Consider the following 17,875-nt stretch of genomic DNA (forward strand, 5'->3'; position numbering starts at 1 on the left):
TTCACACCCCCCGTCCGGAGGTGGCCCGGTCTGCCGCATCGATCTCGCGCACATTCATGATGTATTGGGTTAATAGCCGGGCCAGCAGCGCGGGATCATCGATGTTCATGAAGCCAGGCAAGGTGAAACGAACAGCATCGGCCTCAGTGTTCTTCTCGGTCAGGGATTTTACCATTTCCACTTCGAGCGCGTCGAGGGGGCGGCCAAGTCGATACCATCTTGACGCGGTCCGCGCCCAGCCTGCCTCTGCATCGATCGCGATCAGCTGCGACGTGGTGATGCTTGCAGTGCCAAGAAGCGGGTGGTCGGTCACCTCGCCCCAGAGCATTACGTGCAAGCCGGGCGAAATCGCGGCCTTCCAGTCTGACAGGACCGGTGCCTGCGCGAGGTCCGCCTCAGATGGTCCGGTCTCGGCAGCGGCAATGGCGCGTAGAACCTTGTCGAACCACGCGCGGTCGGTAGGCGAGAGTTTCATGATGATGTCTCCGTCTCGATGGTATGAAGAGGGCAACTGCGGCGATGCCGCAGGCGCGTTGGATTCAGGGAGGTATGGAAAGGTAGACGGGCGGCTCAGTGGAGCGTCGGCCCCTGTTCCAGATCGGCGGCGCGTTGCAGCATTCGTGCCGCGACCCGCAGACTGGGCCGATGCCTTTGCAGGGAGGGATGGGATAGAATCTCGCAGATCGACTCGATGGAGGCTTCGGACAGGCTACGCTTTGTGCCCTCGCGGCGGACGAAGTTCATCAGTTCTGCGAGGGTGAGGTGACGCAGCTGGATCGGCGGGCACCGACTGAGCAGCGGCTCCGGCAACTGTCGGTAATCGTTCGAGGTCAGCACCCAGATCACCCAACCCATGTCAAACTTGACTTGATAGTAGGGACAGCTCCAGTGCCGCGCGGTCAGGGGTTCAAGCAGCGGCAGAAGCGCCTCGGCCAGACCGAAGGCATGACCCTTCGTCGAAACAGCGGTGCCGGCCTTTTCCACCTCATCGACCACCACCACCGGGTTGGCGATAGGATTCTGCAGAATGGTTTCAATCAGGCGCCCCGGGCAGGACCCGCCCCAGCCTCGCTGCGAACCGACGATCCCGAACGAGGCATTTTCCCCCGTCGCTTCGATCACGGTGGTAGGCGTGGACAGCATTTTGCCGAGGCGTCGCGCCAATTCGCTCTTGCCAATGCCGGGTGGGCCGTCGAGCAAGAGCGGCGGGATCTTGAGGCCCGGCAGGCCCTCACGCACCGACCGGCGCATCGCGTGCCAGACCACCTCGGTGGCCGGGGCCATCCAGGGCATGTCCGCGTGCAAGGCTGCGGCCAGTTCGTCGGCGTGATGCTCGTCCCGGATGGAAACCAGCCGGGCACCGTCCTTCAGCACCTCGAGTCGCGCCCGGTCATCGGACCTCAAATGCTCGAGGCCAGAGGCCGCCTTGCGGCGTTCGAGGATACGATTGACCCGACGCTTGATACGGCTCTCGTCGTCACGGCCTATACCGATAAGGTCCGTCAGGTCGGGCGCCGAGACGTCATCGGCGTCCTCAACATCGCGGAACGGGGTCAGAAGGTTCGGAGGGAGCCTTCTGCATCGCAGCCCGCGCAGGTGTTTCTTAAGACGGACTTCGAGCTCAACGCGGCCCTCGTTCGCACTGAAGAAGCGAGCCTCGATGAAGGGGATGGTGTTGGACATTGGATGACTCCGGGCATGAGGGGGCCGTCGACCGGGAGTGGCCTGGTCGGGGAAGATGTGTTGGGGAAAGTGGCGATCAGGTGCCGGGGAAGATCAGGCCGCGCAGCAGCAGTTCGGCCTCTCTGCCTTCGGGCACCTCGTCGGGATAGCCGAGCGAGACGTTGATGACCGGTGCCCCGCGGATGCGGGTCGAGAGCGGCCGGTGGGTGTGGCCGAAGAACCAGTAGTCAGGCCGGTGTGCCTCGATCCAAACGTCAAGATTCGAGGCGAAGGCCGGGCTGAGCTCGGACATAGCACCGGAGACCGCCGGGCTTGGGGCGTGATGGGTGACGATCACTGTTTGGCCAGGCCAGGGTTTGGCGATCTCCCGCGTTAGCCACTCGATATGATTGCGGTAAACCGCGACGGTGTCTTCGGGGCGGATAAGTCCGCCCTCGGCTCGGGGGATTCGGGAATAGTCCAGCATCCCTGTTTCGGCGCGCACCATGGCGGCCTCCGGATCGCCGGTGAGCGCGAAATCGGTCCAGAGCGTGCAGCACAGTAGGCGGGTAGTGCCGAAGGTCAGAGCGCGTTTCTGGGCAAGGCTTACCCCGGCCTCCGCTGCGATCCGAACCAGAACACCGTCGTCGAGGGTGGCGCCGTAATAGTCATGGTTGCCCGGAATCACCCATATCTGCGCGGGTGAGACCATCCGCGCGATCCGGGACAGCGCCCAAGGCCAGTTCCGCTGCGGATCATTGGCCAAGTCACCTGCGATAATAAGCGCATCAAGGCTACGCAGCACCGGCAAGATGCCTGCGAACGGATCTCGCCCGGCGTCGGCCCAGAGATCAAGGTGCAGGTCGGCGGCGATCAGGATGTTCATTGGATCGACACCTTTTCGGCGAAATCACGCTCGACCCTGAACTCGTTCGGCTTGGGAAAACGGGCTTTGATAGACGGCTTGCGGAACATGGAGGTATCCTTTCGGCAAAGCGGCAAAGCGGCAAAGCGGCAAAGCGGCATCAGCGGCCAGAAACAGGCCGGGCTATTACAGTAGAGATGGGGTCAGGGCAGGGGGGCGGCGTTCAACTCAGTAGGGGCGAACGCGCATCCTATTGGGCAAACGCGGTGGTGATTGCGCCTGCGACCGATGGGCTTCATGGCTGGGGTCCGGATGGGCTTTGTGTCGCAACATCGTGTTGACCTTCGAGGCATGGCTCCGCCGTTCGGAGAAGCGGTGCTTTCCGACGGAGACGTGATGATTAGGAAACTCCGGGGATCGGGCTACGCACAGAACGTTCCAACACTCCGGAAGACATGGGAGCAACCATGCCGGGCAGCGGCCCAACGGTCAACGAGCCGACTTGCGGCTCAGACGCCGGATCACAGCGGGGGTCTGGCTCGATCGCATTCACGTAGCATTCTGAAACTATGCAGTATTATCGGGTTCCAACCATGCCAATGGACAACAATTAGTTGTCTAATGGACAAAATGAGGGCCTAAATGGCCATTATTTCAGTAGTAGGATACGTGTGCCCCCGCTTACGCAAGATCGTATGGTAAGAGAAATTATGTGATATAATAAAGAGAATCCTAGCCGTGATCCCGCTTACATGAGGTCGCAATACCGACCCGAGATGTCAATTCCACGCGATTTCCCCGTATGTTTGCAGCTCTCGACATAACCCCTACACAGAGGCGTCACAGCCAAAATCTCGATGAACGAAACCTTTCATGTAGTCGTCGCACATGTCGGGCAATGTCGGCGCATCGCATTCAGCAAAGAAGGTCCGCCATGTCTATCTCCACCCCGACAACCAACGCCGTCCCGGCAGCCGCCACGCAGCGTTCTTCGTTCGACCAGAGCCTCGACATCGCGAAATCCTCGCGGATCATTGCCGATCACATGAATGCCAAAGGCAAGGGTGCGGTCCACAAGGCCGATCTTCAGACGATGGCAGAGAACAGAAACGGCGCGTTCAACGCGGACGTGTCCGCCGCCGCAGCCTATATGTTGCGCCACGACGCCGTGTTTACCGCGATCGAGACGCATGACGTGGCCCGCAAGGACGACTTTTCAGGCGTGTGGAATTTCGAATGGGCCGCGGCAGGCGGGCTGGATGGAACCGCGACACAGGCCATTGCCTCCATGCAGGACGCCTTCGACCGCGCGATCGCCAAATCGGCGCAGATCACCGAAATCACGACCGAGGCGAAGACCGAGCTCGACGCCTCCAAGCAGCGTCCGCAAAACTGAGCCCGCCTGCCCCCGGCTTTTCAGAAGCCGGGGGCTTCAGCGCGCGAAGACCGCGCCCATCCGGTCCATCAATCCGTCCAGGGCCATGACCTGATCGAACATCAACGGCGCCAGAAACATCAGATACAGCACCATCACGCCGGCCTGGATCAGGTTCTTCACCGCCATGGACAGGTCGAAGACATGAAGCTGCGGGGCCATCCGCGACAAGAAGGCAAGCATCACGTCCACAACAAGGATGACGATGACCACCGGCGCGATCAGGGCCACGGCGATCTGCATGATCCGGTCCAACAGCCCCAGAAGCGCCTGTGCCCCCGCACCGCCCGTGACAGGCAGGAACGCGTCTGCGGGCCAGAAGGCATAGCTGCGATAGAACCCGTCCAGCAGGAACAGAAATCCCCCCGACATGAAGAACAGCGTGATCAGCGCGATCGTGAACAGCGTTGCCGTGACCGAGGATTCCCCCGCCGAGGATGGATCGACCAATTGCGACATCGTCGATCCGCGCTGAAGGTCCACCAGTTCCCCCGCCATTTCGGCGGCCCAGAAAGGAATGCCGAACAAAAGGCCGATCACCGCCCCCACCGCCATCTCCTTCATCACCAGCCCCGCAAGGTCCAGCGCGGACGGCAGTGCCGTCCCGTCCAGCCCGGCGAACACGGCGGGCACCACCGGCAGCGCCACGGCAAACGCCACGGCCGACCGGATCATCCCCGTCAGCCCCAATCGCATGAACGCGGGCGTCAGCAGGATCATCCCCATCGCCCGCGCCACCCCGACCGAGGCCGCGACCAGCAGCGGATAGGCCAGTTCGGTCAGCGCGGAGGTGACGGCGGTCAGATCCACCCGCCTACCGCGTGACGCCGGGGAAGATATCGAGCATGTGGCTGGCCAACTGCCCGACCTGCGCGGCCATGAGGCCCCCCACGACCAGCAAGACCAGCATCACCGCCACCAGCTTGACTGCCTGCGGCAGGCTCTGGTCCTGGATCTGGGTCAGCGCCTGAAACAACCCCACCGATACGCCAATCACGATGGCAACGATCAGCGCAGGCGCCGATACGAGAAGCACCACCATCAGGGCGCGGTTCATCTCGGCCAGAAAAACATCCTGTCCCATTCAGCCCCCATAGCTCAGGATCAGGCCGTGCATCAGGCGCGACCACCCCTCCACCGCCACGAACAGGAAGATCTTCAGCGGGATGGAGATGAGCGTGGGCGACACCATCATCATCCCCATTGCCATCAGCACGTTGGCCACGATCAGATCGACCACGAGGAAGGGGATGTAGAGCAGGAACCCGATCTCGAACGCACGAGTCAGTTCAGAGGCGACAAAGGCCGGGATCAGTACGATCAGATCGTCCGAACGCAAGGCCGAACGCGCCTCATCGGACCAGACCGAGGCGGAGGCTTCCATGAAGAAGGCCCGCTCCCGCTCGCTCGCGAACCGTTCCAGATAATCGCGCAAGGGGGCGGCCACGGCCTCGGCGGCGGCGCGCAGCCCGTCCAGCGTCTGAAGGTCCACGGGGCTGCGTTCCAGCGCCAGATACATGTTTCCGACCAGCGGCGTCGTGACATAGACGGTCAGGATCAGCGCAATCCCGTAAAGGACGAGGTTCGGCGGCGATTGCTGCACGCCGAGCGCGTTGCGGATCAGGAACAGCACGACCGAGATCTTGAGAAACCCCGTCATCGTTACGATCGCCAACGGCAAAAGACCGATGGTGGACACGACTGCGATGATGGACAGAAGGTTGGGCTGGAATTCGGTCATGGCCCCTCGCAGACAGAGATGAGGCGCAGGCCGGTGCCCGCGCCCAAGGCGACGGCATTGCCGCGGGCAAGGATCCGGTCGCCCGCCACCAGATCGGCGACGGTCGCGTCGAACACCGCCAGGGGCAGGACCTCGCCGGGGCCGAGGGTCTCCAGCCTCTTGAACGGCAGGGTGGTGCGGGCAAGTTCGGCGCTTACCGTCACGTGTCCCGGGTGCGGAACAGGTGTCGGCGCGGGCAGGAAGGCAGAACGCAGCGTCACCCCCGCCCCGTCCACCGTCACCGCCGCCACCCGATCGCCGATCATGGCGCGCGGGGGGCCGGGATCGAACATCACCACATCGCCCACGGCCAGCGTGGCGATTTCCGCAGGCGTCAGGATCTGCCGACCAAGCTCGAGACGCACGGAGACATCGTTCGGCACCGGGTCCGGGTGCGGCGCGGGATCCATCTTCTCCAGCGCCGCCGACAGAAGGAGGGCCAGATCGGGGTCCATTTCGGCGGGCACCGCCCATTCGCCGAGGTTCAGCGTCAGGCGGATGGCACCCCCTCCGTCCCCTATGCCAAGACGGACGGGGCGGTCCAACACATCTTCCAGCCCGCGCACAAGGTCGAGACAGGCCAGTTCGACAAGCAGCCCCAAGGCAAGAGGGCTTTCGGGCACCCCCGCCGGGGCTGTCAGCCGTGCGGCAAGGCCCCGTGGCAGATGCAGGCGCGCCGCCATTCCTCCCACGGTAAAAGGCAGCGGCAGGCGATCCTCTGGCTCCGTCCACGTTCCGAAGGACAGGTGTATCCCGACGCCGGCAAGGATCAGCGGAACGGCGGGAATGTCGGCCGTCATCCATCGTTGGAAAGGCATGTCGTTCACCATGCGCCGTCGTCCTCGGTGCGCGCGTCATGACGGCGCTGCGCCGCGCGACGGTGGCGTGCGGCCAGAGCCCTGAGCGCCTCTGTCCTGGCGCGGGTCGCATGCCATTCGGCCCGGCATGTGGTCTGCACCGCCACCGCCTGCTCCACCGCCGCGCGGGCCGTTTCGATATCGGCGGTCAGGGCGTCGCGTCCCAGGTCGGCGTGAAGCACCCGCGCGCGGTCCAGATGGAGATCGGCGTGGGAGATCTCGCGCACCGCGTCGAACCGGGCGTCGAGTGCCGCCTGCCGCATGTCGTGCGAATTGCGGGCATCTTCGGCGGTGGTGACGGCGCGACGGCACTGATCCACCGACCGGGTGGCCCCCGCCGTGGCAAGAGCCGCCCGGTCCTCGCGCCGTACGCGCAGGGTCAGAAGGGTGGAAAAATCGAACCGGCGGGTCATGAGAAGATCGCCTCCATGCGGCGCAGGGTGTCGGGCAGGTCGCCCTCCTCGGCGGGGGGCTGGCGCAGGAACGCCTCAATCCGGGGGTGGCGCGCGATGGCGTCATCCACCGCCGGATCCGACCCGGACGCGTATTCGCCCACGCGCAACAGCAACTCCACCTGCTCATGGGCGGCAAGACTGGCGCGGATGCGGGTCGCCAGATCGCGATGGCGGTCCGAGGCCACCGCCCCCATCAGGCGGCTGCGGCTGCGAAGGATGTCGATGGCGGGGAAATGGTCGCGCTCGGCCAGATCGGGTGACAGCATGATATGACCGTCGAGGATGGACTTTACCTCCTCGGCTACAGGATCCATCGCCACATCCCCTTCGGTCAGAACGGTGTAAAGGCCGGTGATCGACCCGCCCTTTCCCGGCCCCGCCCGTTCCAGAAGGCGGGGCAGCGCCGAGAAGAATGAAGGGGGAAAGCCGCGCCGGGTGGGCGGCTCGCCCGCCGCCAGCCCCACCTCGCGCTGCGCACGGGCGAACCGGGTGATCGAATCCATCACCAAGAGCACCCGCGCGCCGGCATCGCGGAAATGTTCGGCCACGGTCGTCGCGGTGTGCGCGGCCTTCACTCGTTCGATCGCCGGACGGTCCGAGGTCGCGACCACCGCCACCGTGCGGGCCCGTGCGGCGACGGGCAGACGCGCGTCCAGCAATTCGCGCACTTCGCGCCCGCGTTCCCCGATCAGGCCGATGACGATCACATCCGCCTCGGTTCCCGCAATGATCGAGGCGAGAAGGGAGGATTTCCCCACCCCCGCCTCGCCAAAAATGCCGATGCGCTGACCCTCGGCCACGGTGATCAGCCCGTCGATGGCCCGAATGCCCAATGCGAGCGGGGAGCGGATCGGGTCGCGATCCATCGCGCGGGGGGGATCGACCTCCACCGGGCGCACATGGCCATCGCAGGGGGCGGGGCGGGCGTCCAACGGCCCGCCCATCGGGTCGATCACGCGCCCCAGAAGTCCGTCCCCAACCCGCACCCGAAGCGTCGCCCCCGTCGGGATCACCTCGCAGCGAGAGGAAAGGCCCTGAAGATCGCCCACAGCCGACAGGATCGCCACATCGCCGCGAAATCCGATCACCTCGGCCGGGACGATGCGTCCATTGACCGGATCGCGCAGATGGCAAAGTTCGGCGATGCGGGCCGTGGGGATCGCGGCCTCGGCCAGGATACCCCGCACCTCGCGCAGGCGTCCGCGCACGGGGCGGGACTCGGCGCCGGCGACGGCACGGGTCAGGCGCGGCAGAATGGCGGAGAGGTCGATCACACCGCCCTCTCCATCGCCGCGCGCAGCACCGCCAATTGGGCGTCGATGCCCAGGTCAATGCTGCTGTCGGCGTCCGTCAGCACGCATTGCCGCCCCGTCAGCAGGCGGTCCGGGGCCACGCGGATGCGTGTCGCCCCCATCTCGGCGATCCGTTCCTCGACTTCTGCGACATGCGCAACGGGCACCGAAAGCGTCAGGTCATGCATGCCGCGCAGCGTGCGCAGCGCCGCTTGCGTGACACGGACAATCATCTCCGCATCCCCGATCCCGGCCAGCGTGTCGCGAAGGATCGTCATCACCAACTCGATGATCTGTCCCTCCGCCCCGGCCAGATGCCGGTCCAGCGCGGCGCGCACATCATGCACCATGCGGGCCGCCTCCATCGCGCCTTCGGTGCGCCCCTCCGCACGGCCTTCGGCGCGCGCCGCCGCAACCTCGGCCGCAGCTGTTGCGCGTAATCGGGCCGCTTCCGTCCGGGCCGCATCGAGGAAGGCGAAACCGTCCGTCCATGCAACAGCCTCGGACGCGCGCAAAAGGCGCGTGTGGGGGCGTTCGGGAAGGTCGGTCATACCGCCTCTGCCAATCGCCGGATCACCACGGGACCGTGGTCGCGAAACACCGCATCGCCCGGCGTCGGAACCGCATCCTCGTCCGGCCACAAAAGAGACAGACGTGCCTTGGCCGCAGGCGGCAGGGCGGCAATCCACGCCCCCAGACAGGCGCGCCCGTCCTCCTCCGCCAGGGCCGTTTCCGGGCGTGCCAGGGCCAGATCGGCGTGGGCGCGGGCCAGCGCCAAGGCATCCGCGCCGAACCGCGCGGTCCAGTCCGCGATGACCGGCCCCCGTATCTCGCGCAGAAGGCGGTCGGCATGGATCACCGCCCCCGCACGCAGGGCCAGCCGGTCGAGCGCCGTCATGTCCATCGCCGCGATCCGCGCGTCGGGATCGCCCAACGGCTCTCCCTCGGGGAAAAGCGTGGCGATTCGGTCCGCAAATCGCGCTTCGGCCAAAAGCCGGGCCGCCAGCGTTTCGGGGACGTCCCGGCCCAGATGGCGCGCCAGACGCAGGGGGTGCGGCGTCATTCCAGAATCTCCAGCCGGTAATCGTGCCGCGCCCGCCGCCGCAAGATGGCCACGGCCACGCCCAAACCTGCGCAAAGAAGCACAAGCCCTCCCACCAGCGTCAGGAACCAGCCCCGGCTTCCCTCCACCATCCAGACGCCCAGCACGGACACCAGCATCGGCCCGCGTTCGGCAAAATCCGGCATGGCGGCGGCCACCGGCACGACGGACACCTTGTCATAAGTCAGCCCGGCAATGCCGTTTGCCACCAACGTCTTGATCTGCGGGATCAGCGGCGCGACGTTCAACCCCGCATCGTGCCGCAGGAAAACCGAAGCCGATGACGGCACCGCATCACGTCGCAAGGGGTCGTTTTCGGGCAGCACCACGTGCACCCGGGCCGATTGCACGCCGTCGATTTCGGTCACGGTGCGCGACAGTTCCTCGGACAGGGCGAACAGCAGGCGCGCCCGCTCCTGCATGGGAGAGGCCACGAGCCCCTCTTGGCGGAACACCTCGCCCATGGATGCGAATTGCTGACGGGGCAGGCCCGCCTTTTCCAGCACACCGACCGCTTCGGCAAACCGCGCGCCGTCGATGGTCACGCGCATATCGCCGTCATCCTGAACCGTGCGGCGGGCGGGAATGCCCGCCCGGTCCAGCGTGGCGACGATGGCGTTCGCCTCACGTTCGTCCAAGCCGGTATAGAGGTCTTCCTGGCACGCGGCGAGGGCGAGCAGCCCCGCCATCGCCGCAAGACGCAGCCTGTGAAGGGGCATCACGCCCATTACTGCCCTCGCAAAAGGGTGTTGGCCGCGCCCGAGACCTGCGTGGCCCCCCGCACGACAAGCTGCGTTTCGATCGCATGATCGAACATCAGACCCAGCGATTCTATCGCCCGATCCATCTGCGGTCCGCTCACCTCCCGTGCGGGGTCGGGCGCCGGGGGCACCGGCGCGCCGGACGCGGAGACCAGTTCGGGGGGCGGCACCTCGCCTGTCCGTTGCCCGGCGCGTTCGGCCAGGGTTCCGCTGCGTTCGGCATAGCCCTGAAGGCTTTGCAACACTTCTCCGCCCAGTTGCGCGGGCCCCGCCCCTTCGGACAGACCCTGCGCATGAAGCGCGGCGTGTTCGAACAGGTTTTGCGTGTCGGTCTGGGGGGCGGCTGCCGGAACCGCTCCGATCTCTGCCCCGGTCATTCGTCCGACATCGCCTCTTTCAGGATATCGTTGGCCAGCGGCATCATGATCATCTGGCCGCCGACCTTGATCATGCCTTCGCCCATCATCTCTTCCATCTCGGGGGTCATCTCGTTGGACTGGGCGTTCTGGATGGCTGTGTCGAAGGCGGTCTCGCCGGTGGTGGCGGAGGCTGCGGCATCGGAGCCGGAAACGGGGGAGATGGCCATGGGGTTGCGTCCTTCTGGTGGGTCAGTTTTCGGGTGTGGGCGCGGTCGGGACATCCTCGATCCCGACGCGACCGCGATAGACGCGCACGCGCGGGTCATCGCCCGCGGCGGCAAGGGCGGGGCGTTGATTGCGGACGAAATCCTCGACCATCGTCACATAGGCCGGGGGGCCGGAGACGGAGATCACCCCCCCGCCCTCGGTCGCCCGCAGGGTGAAACGATCGTCCACAAGGCCCAGATCGCGCATCTGGCGCAACGCGGCCTCGGCGTTCAGATCGCCTGCGGAAACAAGGTGGGTGGCGAATTCGCGCGCCGCACTGACATTCAGAACGGCGCCGTCATCATACCAGACAAGGCCGTGGGTGCGCGCCAGCGTTTCGATGAAGTCGCCAGCCGTCTCGCCCTCTACCCGGCCCCGCACCCGACCCCGCACCGCGTCGGTCAGCTGGACGGACACGCCCATGTTGCGGCCGAACTCTTGCAACGTGGTGCGGATATCCTGATCCAGCACGACATAGTCGTAGGGCCGGTCCGCCCAGACCTGCGCCGCCGCCGGGCCGCAGGCGAATGCCGTCAGCGTTGCCAGAAGGGGGGCCAGTCCACGGGAAGGAATGAGGGCGCTTGTCATGACCCATGGAGAACCACGCACAGGACACGGTTTTATGACGGTTAACAGAAAATGAGTTTTTCGGAAAATTTTCTGGAACCGATGCAAAAGCTTTACATTGGGACTGTCTACCTGACCCCGACGGATCGAACAGATCGAATGCCGTCGGGGATGCTTTGTGCCTCCCGATCGACAGACACAAACGCCAGGAGAGATATCATGGCCACGACCAACGCACCTGCCGCTTCGGGCGGTTCCGACGCCGCCATCGCCAGCATGGAAGCGGCGTTCGACCGCGCGATCGAGAAATCGGCCAAGATCACCGAGATCACGACCGAGAAGAAAACCGAGCTCGACGCGACCAAACAGCGTCCGCAGAACTGACGACCGGCGGCAGGCGGACCATCGCCTGCCCCACCCCACCCCCGGAATTCAAGGCGACCCTCTTGGCCCTTCTTCACCTCCTTCCCGCGCGGCCGGCCCCTGCCGCACGTGTCGTGTCCGTGTTGGACGGCGCGCATCGCGGGGCCCATGCACCGGTCCATGGCGACGTATGCACCATCGGATCGGGGCCGCAGTCCGATATCCTTCTGACCGATGAGGGCGTGGTGGCGAACCATCTGCGCCTGCGGTTTCACGGTCGACAGATGGCGGTGGACGCGCTTGGCGGCGATGTCGGCATCGAAGGCCGGGTGCCGGTGCAGCGGGGTCACGGAACCCGTGTGGTCATGCCCGCCATCCTGACCCTCGGGTCCACGACCATCCGTGTGGGACGTCCGGTCATGGCGGAAGGGCGGCGGCGCGGATGGCTGATAGGTGCGGCCGCGCTGTTTGCGCTGGCGTTCGGGCTGACCTACACCTCGCACGTCACCGGCGTCGGTCAGGCCCAGGTGCAGGACCGCCCCGCCGAACCGACCGTCGTGCCCTCTGCGCCGGTCGACACATCCGCCCCCGATGCCCTGCGTGCCCGGATCGCAGAGGCGGACCTTCCGCTCGTCGTCTCGGCGACCGATCATCGTCTGAACGTCGTGGGCGACCTTACGGACGACCGGAGGGAGGTCTGGCAGGATATCCGCCGTTGGTTCGACCGCACCTATGGCGCAACCCATGTTCTGACGGCCGAAGTCGTATTCCGGCCTGTCGCCGCCCCCCCCTCCTTCGCCTTCCAGGCCGTGTGGTTCGGCCCAGATCCCTATGTGGTCGATGCGCGCGGAGAGCGGCGCTATCCCGGGGCCGCGCTGCAGGACGGCTGGATGCTGAAATCCATCACGCCGGGGCGCATCACCGTCGCCCAGGGCAGCACCGAGTTCCATCTGACCTTATGACGTCATCCCGCATCCACAGGAACGCGGCATGAGCCGTATTTCCCGCCACGGCCCCGGCGATCGTCACCGACTGGACAGCGCCCTTGTGGCCGCCGGTCAGGGGGCGGATCCCGTCACGCGCGCCCGCATCGCCGCTTTCGATGCGATCCTGCATCAGCGCCGCCGGGGCACCAATGCCACCGGGCGATCCTTGCGCAACGAGATCGAGGCCCTGACCATGCCCGAGGTCGCCGATCCGGGCATCTTCGCGTCCGGCCGGATGACCGACATCCTCGCGCATGTCGCGGAGAAGGTTTTGCCCACGCTCGACATGCCCGAAGACACCCACGCCATCACCCGCGCCCTGCTGGAGGAAGAGATCGCCAGCCAACGCGACATCCGCAGCCGGCTGACCAAGGACGAAGGCGGCCCGGCATGACCCGCACGACCGATTCCGCCGACCTTCTACACGCATTGGGGTATCTCTATCTTCGGGCGGGCCGGGGGCAGCGGGCCTTGGTGCTGCTGCTTCTGGCCAACCAGATTGCCCCCGACAGCGGCGGGATCCTGCGGACCCTGACGTCGGCACTGATCGAGAACGGCTCCTCGGCCCGCGCGCTCGCCGCCCTTGACCGACTGGCCGTGCTGGAACCGGAGGGCACGCAGGCCGCCACCCTGCTGCGCGCCCGCGCCCTGTGGATGACGGGCGACGAGGCCGAGGCCCGGCGCTGCTTTGCCGCCTATGTCGCCGGGCGGGACGCGGCGTGAACGCGCTTTTGTCCCCCCTTGCCCGGCTGGCACGGATGGCGTCGCAGCGGTCGGATGTGATCGTGGCGACGTTCATGATGCTGGCGGTCGTGATGATGGTCATCCCGCTGCCCACGCTGCTGGTGGACGTGCTGATCGCGGTGAACATCGCCCTCAGCCTTCTGATCCTGGTCGTGGCCTTCTATATCGGGCGGCCTTCGGATTTTTCGGCCCTGCCGCCGATCATTCTGCTGGCCACGCTGTTCCGCCTTGCCCTGTCGATCACCACGACGCGGCTGATTCTGCTGCAGGCGGATGCGGGCGACATCGTCCAGACCTTCGGCCAGTTCGTCATTGGGGGGGAGGTCATCGTCGGCCTTGTCGTCTTCCTCATCATCACGGCGGCGCAGTTCATCGTCATCACCAAGGGCGCCGAACGCGTGGCCGAAGTGGCCGCGCGCTTTACGCTTGATGCGATGCCGGGAAAGCAGATGGCGATCGACAACGACTTGCGCGCGGGCGAGATCGAGGCATCGGAGGCCCGCATTCGCCGCGGGCGGCTGGAACGGGAAAGCCAGCTTTACGGCGCGATGGACGGGGCGATGAAATTCGTCAAGGGCGATGCGATCACGGGTCTCATCATCGTGTTCGTCAACCTGCTGGGCGGGTTGATCGTGGGCATGGTCACCCACGGCATGACCTTCGGCGATGCGGGGCACACCTATTCGCTGCTGACCGTGGGCGACGGCCTGATCGCGCAGATCCCGGCGCTGATGATCTCGCTTGGGGCGGGCACCGTGGTCACGCGTGTGGCCAGCGAGGCGGATCGCGATCTGGGGACGGAGATCCTGCATCAGCTTGGCTCCGACCATCGCCCGCTTTTTCTGGCGGCGGTGGTGCTGGCGGGGGCGGCGCTGGTTCCGGGTTTTCCCACGCTGGTGTTTCTGGTCCTGGCGGCGGCGTTTGCCGGCATGGGCGCGCTGGTGCGGGCCCGCCCCGCCCTCAGGGCAGAGGATGCCCCACCCCCCGAGATGCCCGCCCTGCCGGATGCCCCCGACGACCGGCTGATTTCCGATGGCGCGGTGCGTCACAAGCTGCTGGTCCATGCCGGGCCGACATTGGGTCAATCCTTGTGGTCCGAACGCTTCCGCCGCGATACCGACGATCTGCGTCGCCACCTGCGCGACGATCTTGGGCCCGAGTTTCCGGCAGTGGAACTGCGCGTCGATCCCGCCCTTCCCCCCGACCGCTTCCGTGTGGATCTGGACGGTGTGCCGATCCGCGAAGGCGACATTCCGGCAGGTCGCCTTTTGCTGAACGACGATCCCGTCCATCTGGATCTGCTGGATGTCCCCTATGTCGACGGGCCGGGGCTGATCGACGGGTCGCGCACCATCTGGGTGGCACAGGAACATCGCGCTGCACTGGACCGGGCCGGGATCGGCGCGTTCGATGCGCCTGACGTGCTGACGCGGTGCCTTGACCGGGCGCTGCGCGCCTATGCCGCGCATTTCATCGGCATCCAGGAAACACGCGAGATGCTGACCGCGATGGAGGATGATTACGGCGAACTGGTGCGCGAAGCGGGCCGGGTCCTGCCCCTCAACCGCCTTTCGGACATCCTGCGGCGACTTGTGGAGGAAGGTGTGCCGATCGTGCAGATGCGCGCCATTCTGGAAGCGTTGGTCGAATGGGCGCCACGCGATGGCGACACCGCCTCGCTTACGGAACGCGCGCGCATCGCGTTGGCGCGGCAGATCTGCCACCGCCACGCCCGCATGAACCGCGTGATCGCCGCCCGCATCACCAACCGCGCGACCGAGGATGCGCTGCGCGCCACCGCCCGCACCACCGGCATGGGCCCCGGCCTTCACCCGACCGAGGCGCAGGCCCGCACCCTGATCGACCAGATCCGCCACGACGGCGAAGGGCCCGCCCCCGTGGTGCTGACGGCCGGCGACCTGCGCCACGGACTTCGCCAACTTCTGCTGCGTCATGGAATCGACGTGCCTGTCCTGTCCTATGCCGAGATTGCGCCCGAATATTCGGTGCAATCGCTCCTTACTCTGGCCCTTCCCGCGTCCGGACGGGGTGCCCGGAGCCTGCCGCCCGCTCCGGGCCCTGCCCTTCCACACCCTGCCTGATGCGACTGTCCCGATGATCCGAAGAATGACGACCTTTGCCTGCCTGTGTCTGGCGCTCCTTTTCCCCTTGGCTGTGACGGCCCAGACGGTGGACGCACGGGGGGGCGAGGCCCTGTCCCTGTCCGTGGGCGACGGGCGCATCCTGCGCTTCGACGAACCCGTGTCGCAGGTGTTTCTGGCCGATGCGACGGTGGCGGATGTGCGCGTGATCTCGCCCGAGATGGCCTATATCCACGCCCTGACCGAAGGACGCACCAACCTCATCGCGCTGAGCGATGACGAGGTGACGGTGGGCGAGGTGGACCTGCGCGTCACGGCCGATGCGGGGGCGCTTGCCAGCGGCCAGCGCCGCGCCCAACCCACCAGCACCATCAGCCTTCGCCTGTTTCAGGACGCCCCCGTCGCCCATGGCAACGCCCGGTCCTTGCAAGAGGCGATGGACACCGCCGATGCGATGGAGGCGTTCGCGGGCGAGGAGGAGCCGGTCTTCAACAACACCACTCTGTCCGGCTCCAACCAGATCAACATCCGGGTGCGTTTCGCCGAGGTGTCGCGCAACCAGCTTCTGCGCTATGGCATCACCTGGGACGTGTTCCGGGGCGGGGATTCCTTCACCTTCGGCAGCGTGATGGGCGGGGGCGGCGCGGGGCTGGGGATCGGCGGCACCGGCGCGCGGGTTGACGCGCTGTTGGAGGCGTTGCAGCAGAACGGCATCCTGACCGTTCTTGCCGAACCCAACATCACCGCCGTGACGGGCGAAACGGCAAGCTTCCTTGCCGGGGGCGAAATTCCGATCCCCGTGCCCGTGACCCGCGATCAGGTGGGGATCGAATACAAGCAGTTCGGCGTCTCGCTCCTGTTCACGCCGACACTTCTGCCCAATGACCGCATTTCCATGCGGGTCCGGCCCGAGGTGAGCAGCCTGTCGGGCGAGGGGATGATCGACATCGCCAACCTGTCGGTCCCCTCCCTTCAGGTGCGCCGGGCGGACACGACCGTGGAGGTGGGATCCGGCCAGACCTTTGCCATCGCGGGCCTGTTCCAACGCGATCAGGCCCAGCAGATCGACAAGGTGCCCTTGGTGGGGGATATCCCGATTCTCGGCCAGCTGTTCCGATCCTCGCGCTTCCGGCGCAATGAGACGGAGCTGGTGATCCTCATCACCCCCTATCTGGTGGAGCCGGTCAGCGCGCGCACGTTGAAGACCCCGCTCGACAGTCCGCGCGGCGCCTTGTCGGAGCCGGTGGCCGAGGTGAACCGTCCAAAAACGAATGCAGGGTTTGGATTTTATGTTCAGTAAGTTGTTCCTTCTTCCCCTTATTGCGCTGGCGGCTTGCTCAGTTCCGGCCCGCGATCCGCTGCCCTATTCTCCGAACTACCAGTATCTTGGGGGTGGCTTGGTTCAGAAGGGAGCAGCCTCCGGCCGCATGGTGCCCGATGCCTGCATCACGCCCGACGTGGCGGCGGACCCGCTTTATCTGCCGCCGGGATGCGCCAACGCGCTGAACCTTCAGATGATGGCGGCCGCGCCGTCGGACCTGATGCGTGGGCGCACCCCCGGTCCGGCCATGGCCGCGCCGCAGGCGCGGGCGGCACGTCGGGTGATCGATGGCACCGCCCCCCCACCCGAACGTCTGCCCGAAGACGGCCTGTCCACCACCGACCGGCTGAACTGAGATGTCAGCCGCCCGCCAGCAGACCGATCGCGCGCGCCTTACCGGCGGGGGTGGCGATGGACCGGATGTTGCGCGCCTCGGCGATGAACGCGCGACGGTCGGCCTCGCCATCGTCGGGAACGTGAACCGCACGGGCCGCGTCCTCTTGCCCGGCAAGCACGAGGATCAACATGAGATTGCGGTAATGCCGCCGCTCGGACCGGGGGGAGGTTGTGACGGCGCGCGCCGTCTCAGCCCCCGCGGCGGGCTGGCCCGCCAGCGCCTGCGCCAGCGCGATGTTGGACTGCGTGTCCAGATTGGCCGGTTCCAGCTTCAGGGCCTGACGGAACGCGGCCTCCGCCTCGGGCGGTTGGCCCGTCAGGATCAGCGCTGTTCCCAGCCGGTTGTAGGCCGCCGAGCTGCGCACCTTGGGCGCCGCGATGGCCAGCGTGCGGGCCGCGCCCTCCACCTGATCCGCGCGCAACTGCGCAGTGCCCAGACCCAAAAGCGCGGGGCCATTCTCCGGCGCGGTGTTCAGGGCGGCACGAAAGGCCGTCGCCGCACGTTCGGGTTGGCCTGCGTCCAGCATCCCCTGCCCAAGCCGGATCTGCGCCGCCGGGCTG

24 protein-coding genes are annotated in these 17,875 nt (G+C 66.3%); 8 read left to right on the forward strand and 16 right to left on the reverse strand.

Annotated features, from left to right (window positions below):
* Window position 1: 1 nt before the first annotated feature.
* From MU449_RS14570 to MU449_RS14580, 3 genes are all read right to left on the reverse strand, one after another.
* Window positions 2-475 (reverse strand): DUF6634 family protein, encoded by a 474-nt coding sequence (locus tag MU449_RS14570; RefSeq protein ID WP_244739370.1) that lies wholly within the window; start codon window positions 473-475, stop codon window positions 2-4.
* 95 nt (window positions 476-570) lie between these two features.
* Window positions 571-1,683, reverse strand: coding sequence for an AAA family ATPase (locus MU449_RS14575; protein ID WP_244739371.1), 1,113 nt, complete (start codon window positions 1,681-1,683; stop codon window positions 571-573).
* 76 nt (window positions 1,684-1,759) lie between these two features.
* Complete coding sequence (locus MU449_RS14580) at window positions 1,760-2,548, reverse strand: metallophosphoesterase (protein ID WP_244739373.1); 789 nt, start codon at window positions 2,546-2,548, stop codon at window positions 1,760-1,762.
* Between the two features lie 913 nt (window positions 2,549-3,461).
* Between MU449_RS14580 and MU449_RS14585 the strand changes: the two genes are divergently transcribed.
* Window positions 3,462-3,923 carry a hypothetical protein gene (locus tag MU449_RS14585; protein ID WP_244739374.1) on the forward strand — a complete coding sequence of 154 codons (462 nt, stop codon included), beginning with the start codon at window positions 3,462-3,464 and terminating at the stop codon, window positions 3,921-3,923.
* Window positions 3,924-3,959: 36 nt separating this feature from the next.
* On the opposite strand, the gene sctT is transcribed toward MU449_RS14585, so the two are convergent.
* The 12 genes from sctT to MU449_RS14645 are packed head-to-tail and all read right to left on the reverse strand — an operon-like array spanning window position 3,960 to window position 11,423.
* Window positions 3,960-4,772, reverse strand: coding sequence for a type III secretion system export apparatus subunit SctT (gene sctT, locus MU449_RS14590; protein WP_244739376.1), 813 nt, complete (start codon window positions 4,770-4,772; stop codon window positions 3,960-3,962).
* Between the two features lie 4 nt (window positions 4,773-4,776).
* Window positions 4,777-5,046 (reverse strand): EscS/YscS/HrcS family type III secretion system export apparatus protein, encoded by a 270-nt coding sequence (locus MU449_RS14595; protein ID WP_244739378.1) that lies wholly within the window; start codon window positions 5,044-5,046, stop codon window positions 4,777-4,779.
* Window positions 5,047-5,703 carry a type III secretion system export apparatus subunit SctR gene (gene sctR / locus MU449_RS14600; protein WP_244739379.1) on the reverse strand — a complete coding sequence of 219 codons (657 nt, stop codon included), beginning with the start codon at window positions 5,701-5,703 and terminating at the stop codon, window positions 5,047-5,049.
* Entirely contained in the window at window positions 5,700-6,560 is an 861-nt protein-coding gene (locus MU449_RS14605) for a FliM/FliN family flagellar motor switch protein (RefSeq protein ID WP_244739380.1), read from the reverse strand. Before MU449_RS14605 ends, sctR begins: the two co-directional genes overlap by 4 nt.
* 5 nt (window positions 6,561-6,565) lie before the next feature.
* Window positions 6,566-7,012, reverse strand: coding sequence for a hypothetical protein (locus tag MU449_RS14610; RefSeq protein ID WP_244739381.1), 447 nt, complete (start codon window positions 7,010-7,012; stop codon window positions 6,566-6,568).
* Window positions 7,009-8,328: a FliI/YscN family ATPase gene (locus tag MU449_RS14615; protein ID WP_244739383.1), complete on the reverse strand. Its 1,320-nt coding sequence runs from the start codon at window positions 8,326-8,328 to the stop codon at window positions 7,009-7,011. The genes MU449_RS14610 and MU449_RS14615 overlap by 4 nt, the downstream gene beginning before the upstream one ends.
* Window positions 8,325-8,897 (reverse strand): hypothetical protein, encoded by a 573-nt coding sequence (locus MU449_RS14620; protein WP_244739385.1) that lies wholly within the window; start codon window positions 8,895-8,897, stop codon window positions 8,325-8,327. Before MU449_RS14620 ends, MU449_RS14615 begins: the two co-directional genes overlap by 4 nt.
* Window positions 8,894-9,409: a hypothetical protein gene (locus MU449_RS14625; protein ID WP_244739387.1), complete on the reverse strand. Its 516-nt coding sequence runs from the start codon at window positions 9,407-9,409 to the stop codon at window positions 8,894-8,896. Before MU449_RS14625 ends, MU449_RS14620 begins: the two co-directional genes overlap by 4 nt.
* Window positions 9,406-10,167 carry a type III secretion system inner membrane ring lipoprotein SctJ gene (gene sctJ, locus MU449_RS14630; protein WP_244739389.1) on the reverse strand — a complete coding sequence of 254 codons (762 nt, stop codon included), beginning with the start codon at window positions 10,165-10,167 and terminating at the stop codon, window positions 9,406-9,408. The genes MU449_RS14625 and sctJ overlap by 4 nt, the downstream gene beginning before the upstream one ends.
* 8 nt (window positions 10,168-10,175) lie before the next feature.
* A complete protein-coding gene (locus MU449_RS14635) occupies window positions 10,176-10,586 on the reverse strand; it encodes a hypothetical protein (RefSeq protein WP_244739391.1) in 411 nt (136 codons plus the stop codon).
* Entirely contained in the window at window positions 10,583-10,795 is a 213-nt protein-coding gene (locus MU449_RS14640) for a hypothetical protein (RefSeq protein ID WP_244739392.1), read from the reverse strand. Before MU449_RS14640 ends, MU449_RS14635 begins: the two co-directional genes overlap by 4 nt.
* A 22-nt stretch (window positions 10,796-10,817) precedes the next feature.
* Window positions 10,818-11,423, reverse strand: coding sequence for a hypothetical protein (locus tag MU449_RS14645; protein ID WP_244739393.1), 606 nt, complete (start codon window positions 11,421-11,423; stop codon window positions 10,818-10,820).
* A 198-nt stretch (window positions 11,424-11,621) separates the two neighbouring features.
* On the opposite strand from MU449_RS14645, the gene MU449_RS14650 reads away from it, so the two are divergent.
* The 7 genes from MU449_RS14650 to MU449_RS14680 all read left to right on the forward strand — a co-directional run bounded on the left by MU449_RS14650 (window position 11,622) and on the right by MU449_RS14680 (window position 17,273).
* Window positions 11,622-11,786 (forward strand): hypothetical protein, encoded by a 165-nt coding sequence (locus MU449_RS14650; RefSeq protein WP_244739394.1) that lies wholly within the window; start codon window positions 11,622-11,624, stop codon window positions 11,784-11,786.
* Between the two features lie 62 nt (window positions 11,787-11,848).
* Window positions 11,849-12,727, forward strand: a complete 879-nt coding sequence (locus MU449_RS14655; protein WP_244739395.1) for a SctD/MshK family protein — start codon at window positions 11,849-11,851, stop codon at window positions 12,725-12,727.
* A gap of 28 nt (window positions 12,728-12,755) precedes the next feature.
* Window positions 12,756-13,145 carry a hypothetical protein gene (locus MU449_RS14660; protein ID WP_244739396.1) on the forward strand — a complete coding sequence of 130 codons (390 nt, stop codon included), beginning with the start codon at window positions 12,756-12,758 and terminating at the stop codon, window positions 13,143-13,145.
* Window positions 13,142-13,474, forward strand: a complete 333-nt coding sequence (sctY, locus tag MU449_RS14665; RefSeq protein WP_244739397.1) for a type III secretion apparatus assembly chaperone SctY — start codon at window positions 13,142-13,144, stop codon at window positions 13,472-13,474. The genes MU449_RS14660 and sctY overlap by 4 nt, the downstream gene beginning before the upstream one ends.
* Entirely contained in the window at window positions 13,471-15,597 is a 2,127-nt protein-coding gene (gene sctV, locus MU449_RS14670) for a type III secretion system export apparatus subunit SctV (RefSeq protein ID WP_244739399.1), read from the forward strand. Before sctY ends, sctV begins: the two co-directional genes overlap by 4 nt.
* Window positions 15,598-15,622: 25 nt before the next feature.
* Entirely contained in the window at window positions 15,623-16,897 is a 1,275-nt protein-coding gene (locus tag MU449_RS14675) for a type II and III secretion system protein family protein (RefSeq protein WP_244739401.1), read from the forward strand.
* Between the two features lies 1 nt (window position 16,898).
* Complete coding sequence (locus MU449_RS14680) at window positions 16,899-17,273, forward strand: hypothetical protein (protein WP_244739403.1); 375 nt, start codon at window positions 16,899-16,901, stop codon at window positions 17,271-17,273.
* A gap of 4 nt (window positions 17,274-17,277) precedes the next feature.
* Here MU449_RS14680 and MU449_RS14685 read toward each other — a convergent pair.
* On the reverse strand, window positions 17,278-17,875 hold a 598-nt coding region (locus tag MU449_RS14685), incomplete at its 5' end, for a tetratricopeptide repeat protein (RefSeq protein ID WP_244739404.1).

Origin of the sequence: Falsirhodobacter halotolerans (assembly GCF_022899245.1) — a bacterium.
Lineage (GTDB): Bacteria > Pseudomonadota > Alphaproteobacteria > Rhodobacterales > Rhodobacteraceae > Falsirhodobacter > Falsirhodobacter halotolerans.

Bases quoted from the DNA above. Each gene is read 5' to 3' on its own strand.
- MU449_RS14610 (WP_244739381.1), bottom strand. From the start codon at position 7,012: ATGACCCGCCGGTTCGATTTTTCCACCCTTCTGACCCTGCGCGTACGG.
- MU449_RS14645 (WP_244739393.1), bottom strand. From the start codon at position 11,423: ATGACAAGCGCCCTCATTCCTTCCCGTGGACTGGCCCCCCTTCTGGCA.
- MU449_RS14585 (WP_244739374.1), top strand. From the start codon at position 3,462: ATGTCTATCTCCACCCCGACAACCAACGCCGTCCCGGCAGCCGCCACG.
- MU449_RS14640 (WP_244739392.1), bottom strand. From the start codon at position 10,795: ATGGCCATCTCCCCCGTTTCCGGCTCCGATGCCGCAGCCTCCGCCACC.
- MU449_RS14675 (WP_244739401.1), top strand. From the start codon at position 15,623: ATGACGACCTTTGCCTGCCTGTGTCTGGCGCTCCTTTTCCCCTTGGCT.
- sctJ (WP_244739389.1), bottom strand. From the start codon at position 10,167: ATGCCCCTTCACAGGCTGCGTCTTGCGGCGATGGCGGGGCTGCTCGCC.
- sctR (WP_244739379.1), bottom strand. From the start codon at position 5,703: ATGACCGAATTCCAGCCCAACCTTCTGTCCATCATCGCAGTCGTGTCC.
- MU449_RS14580 (WP_244739373.1), bottom strand. From the start codon at position 2,548: ATGAACATCCTGATCGCCGCCGACCTGCACCTTGATCTCTGGGCCGAC.
- MU449_RS14625 (WP_244739387.1), bottom strand. From the start codon at position 9,409: ATGACGCCGCACCCCCTGCGTCTGGCGCGCCATCTGGGCCGGGACGTC.
- MU449_RS14635 (WP_244739391.1), bottom strand. From the start codon at position 10,586: ATGACCGGGGCAGAGATCGGAGCGGTTCCGGCAGCCGCCCCCCAGACC.
- MU449_RS14605 (WP_244739380.1), bottom strand. From the start codon at position 6,560: ATGCCTTTCCAACGATGGATGACGGCCGACATTCCCGCCGTTCCGCTG.
- MU449_RS14620 (WP_244739385.1), bottom strand. From the start codon at position 8,897: ATGACCGACCTTCCCGAACGCCCCCACACGCGCCTTTTGCGCGCGTCC.
- MU449_RS14595 (WP_244739378.1), bottom strand. From the start codon at position 5,046: ATGGGACAGGATGTTTTTCTGGCCGAGATGAACCGCGCCCTGATGGTG.
- sctY (WP_244739397.1), top strand. From the start codon at position 13,142: ATGACCCGCACGACCGATTCCGCCGACCTTCTACACGCATTGGGGTAT.
- MU449_RS14650 (WP_244739394.1), top strand. From the start codon at position 11,622: ATGGCCACGACCAACGCACCTGCCGCTTCGGGCGGTTCCGACGCCGCC.
- MU449_RS14570 (WP_244739370.1), bottom strand. From the start codon at position 475: ATGAAACTCTCGCCTACCGACCGCGCGTGGTTCGACAAGGTTCTACGC.
- MU449_RS14660 (WP_244739396.1), top strand. From the start codon at position 12,756: ATGAGCCGTATTTCCCGCCACGGCCCCGGCGATCGTCACCGACTGGAC.
- MU449_RS14575 (WP_244739371.1), bottom strand. From the start codon at position 1,683: ATGTCCAACACCATCCCCTTCATCGAGGCTCGCTTCTTCAGTGCGAAC.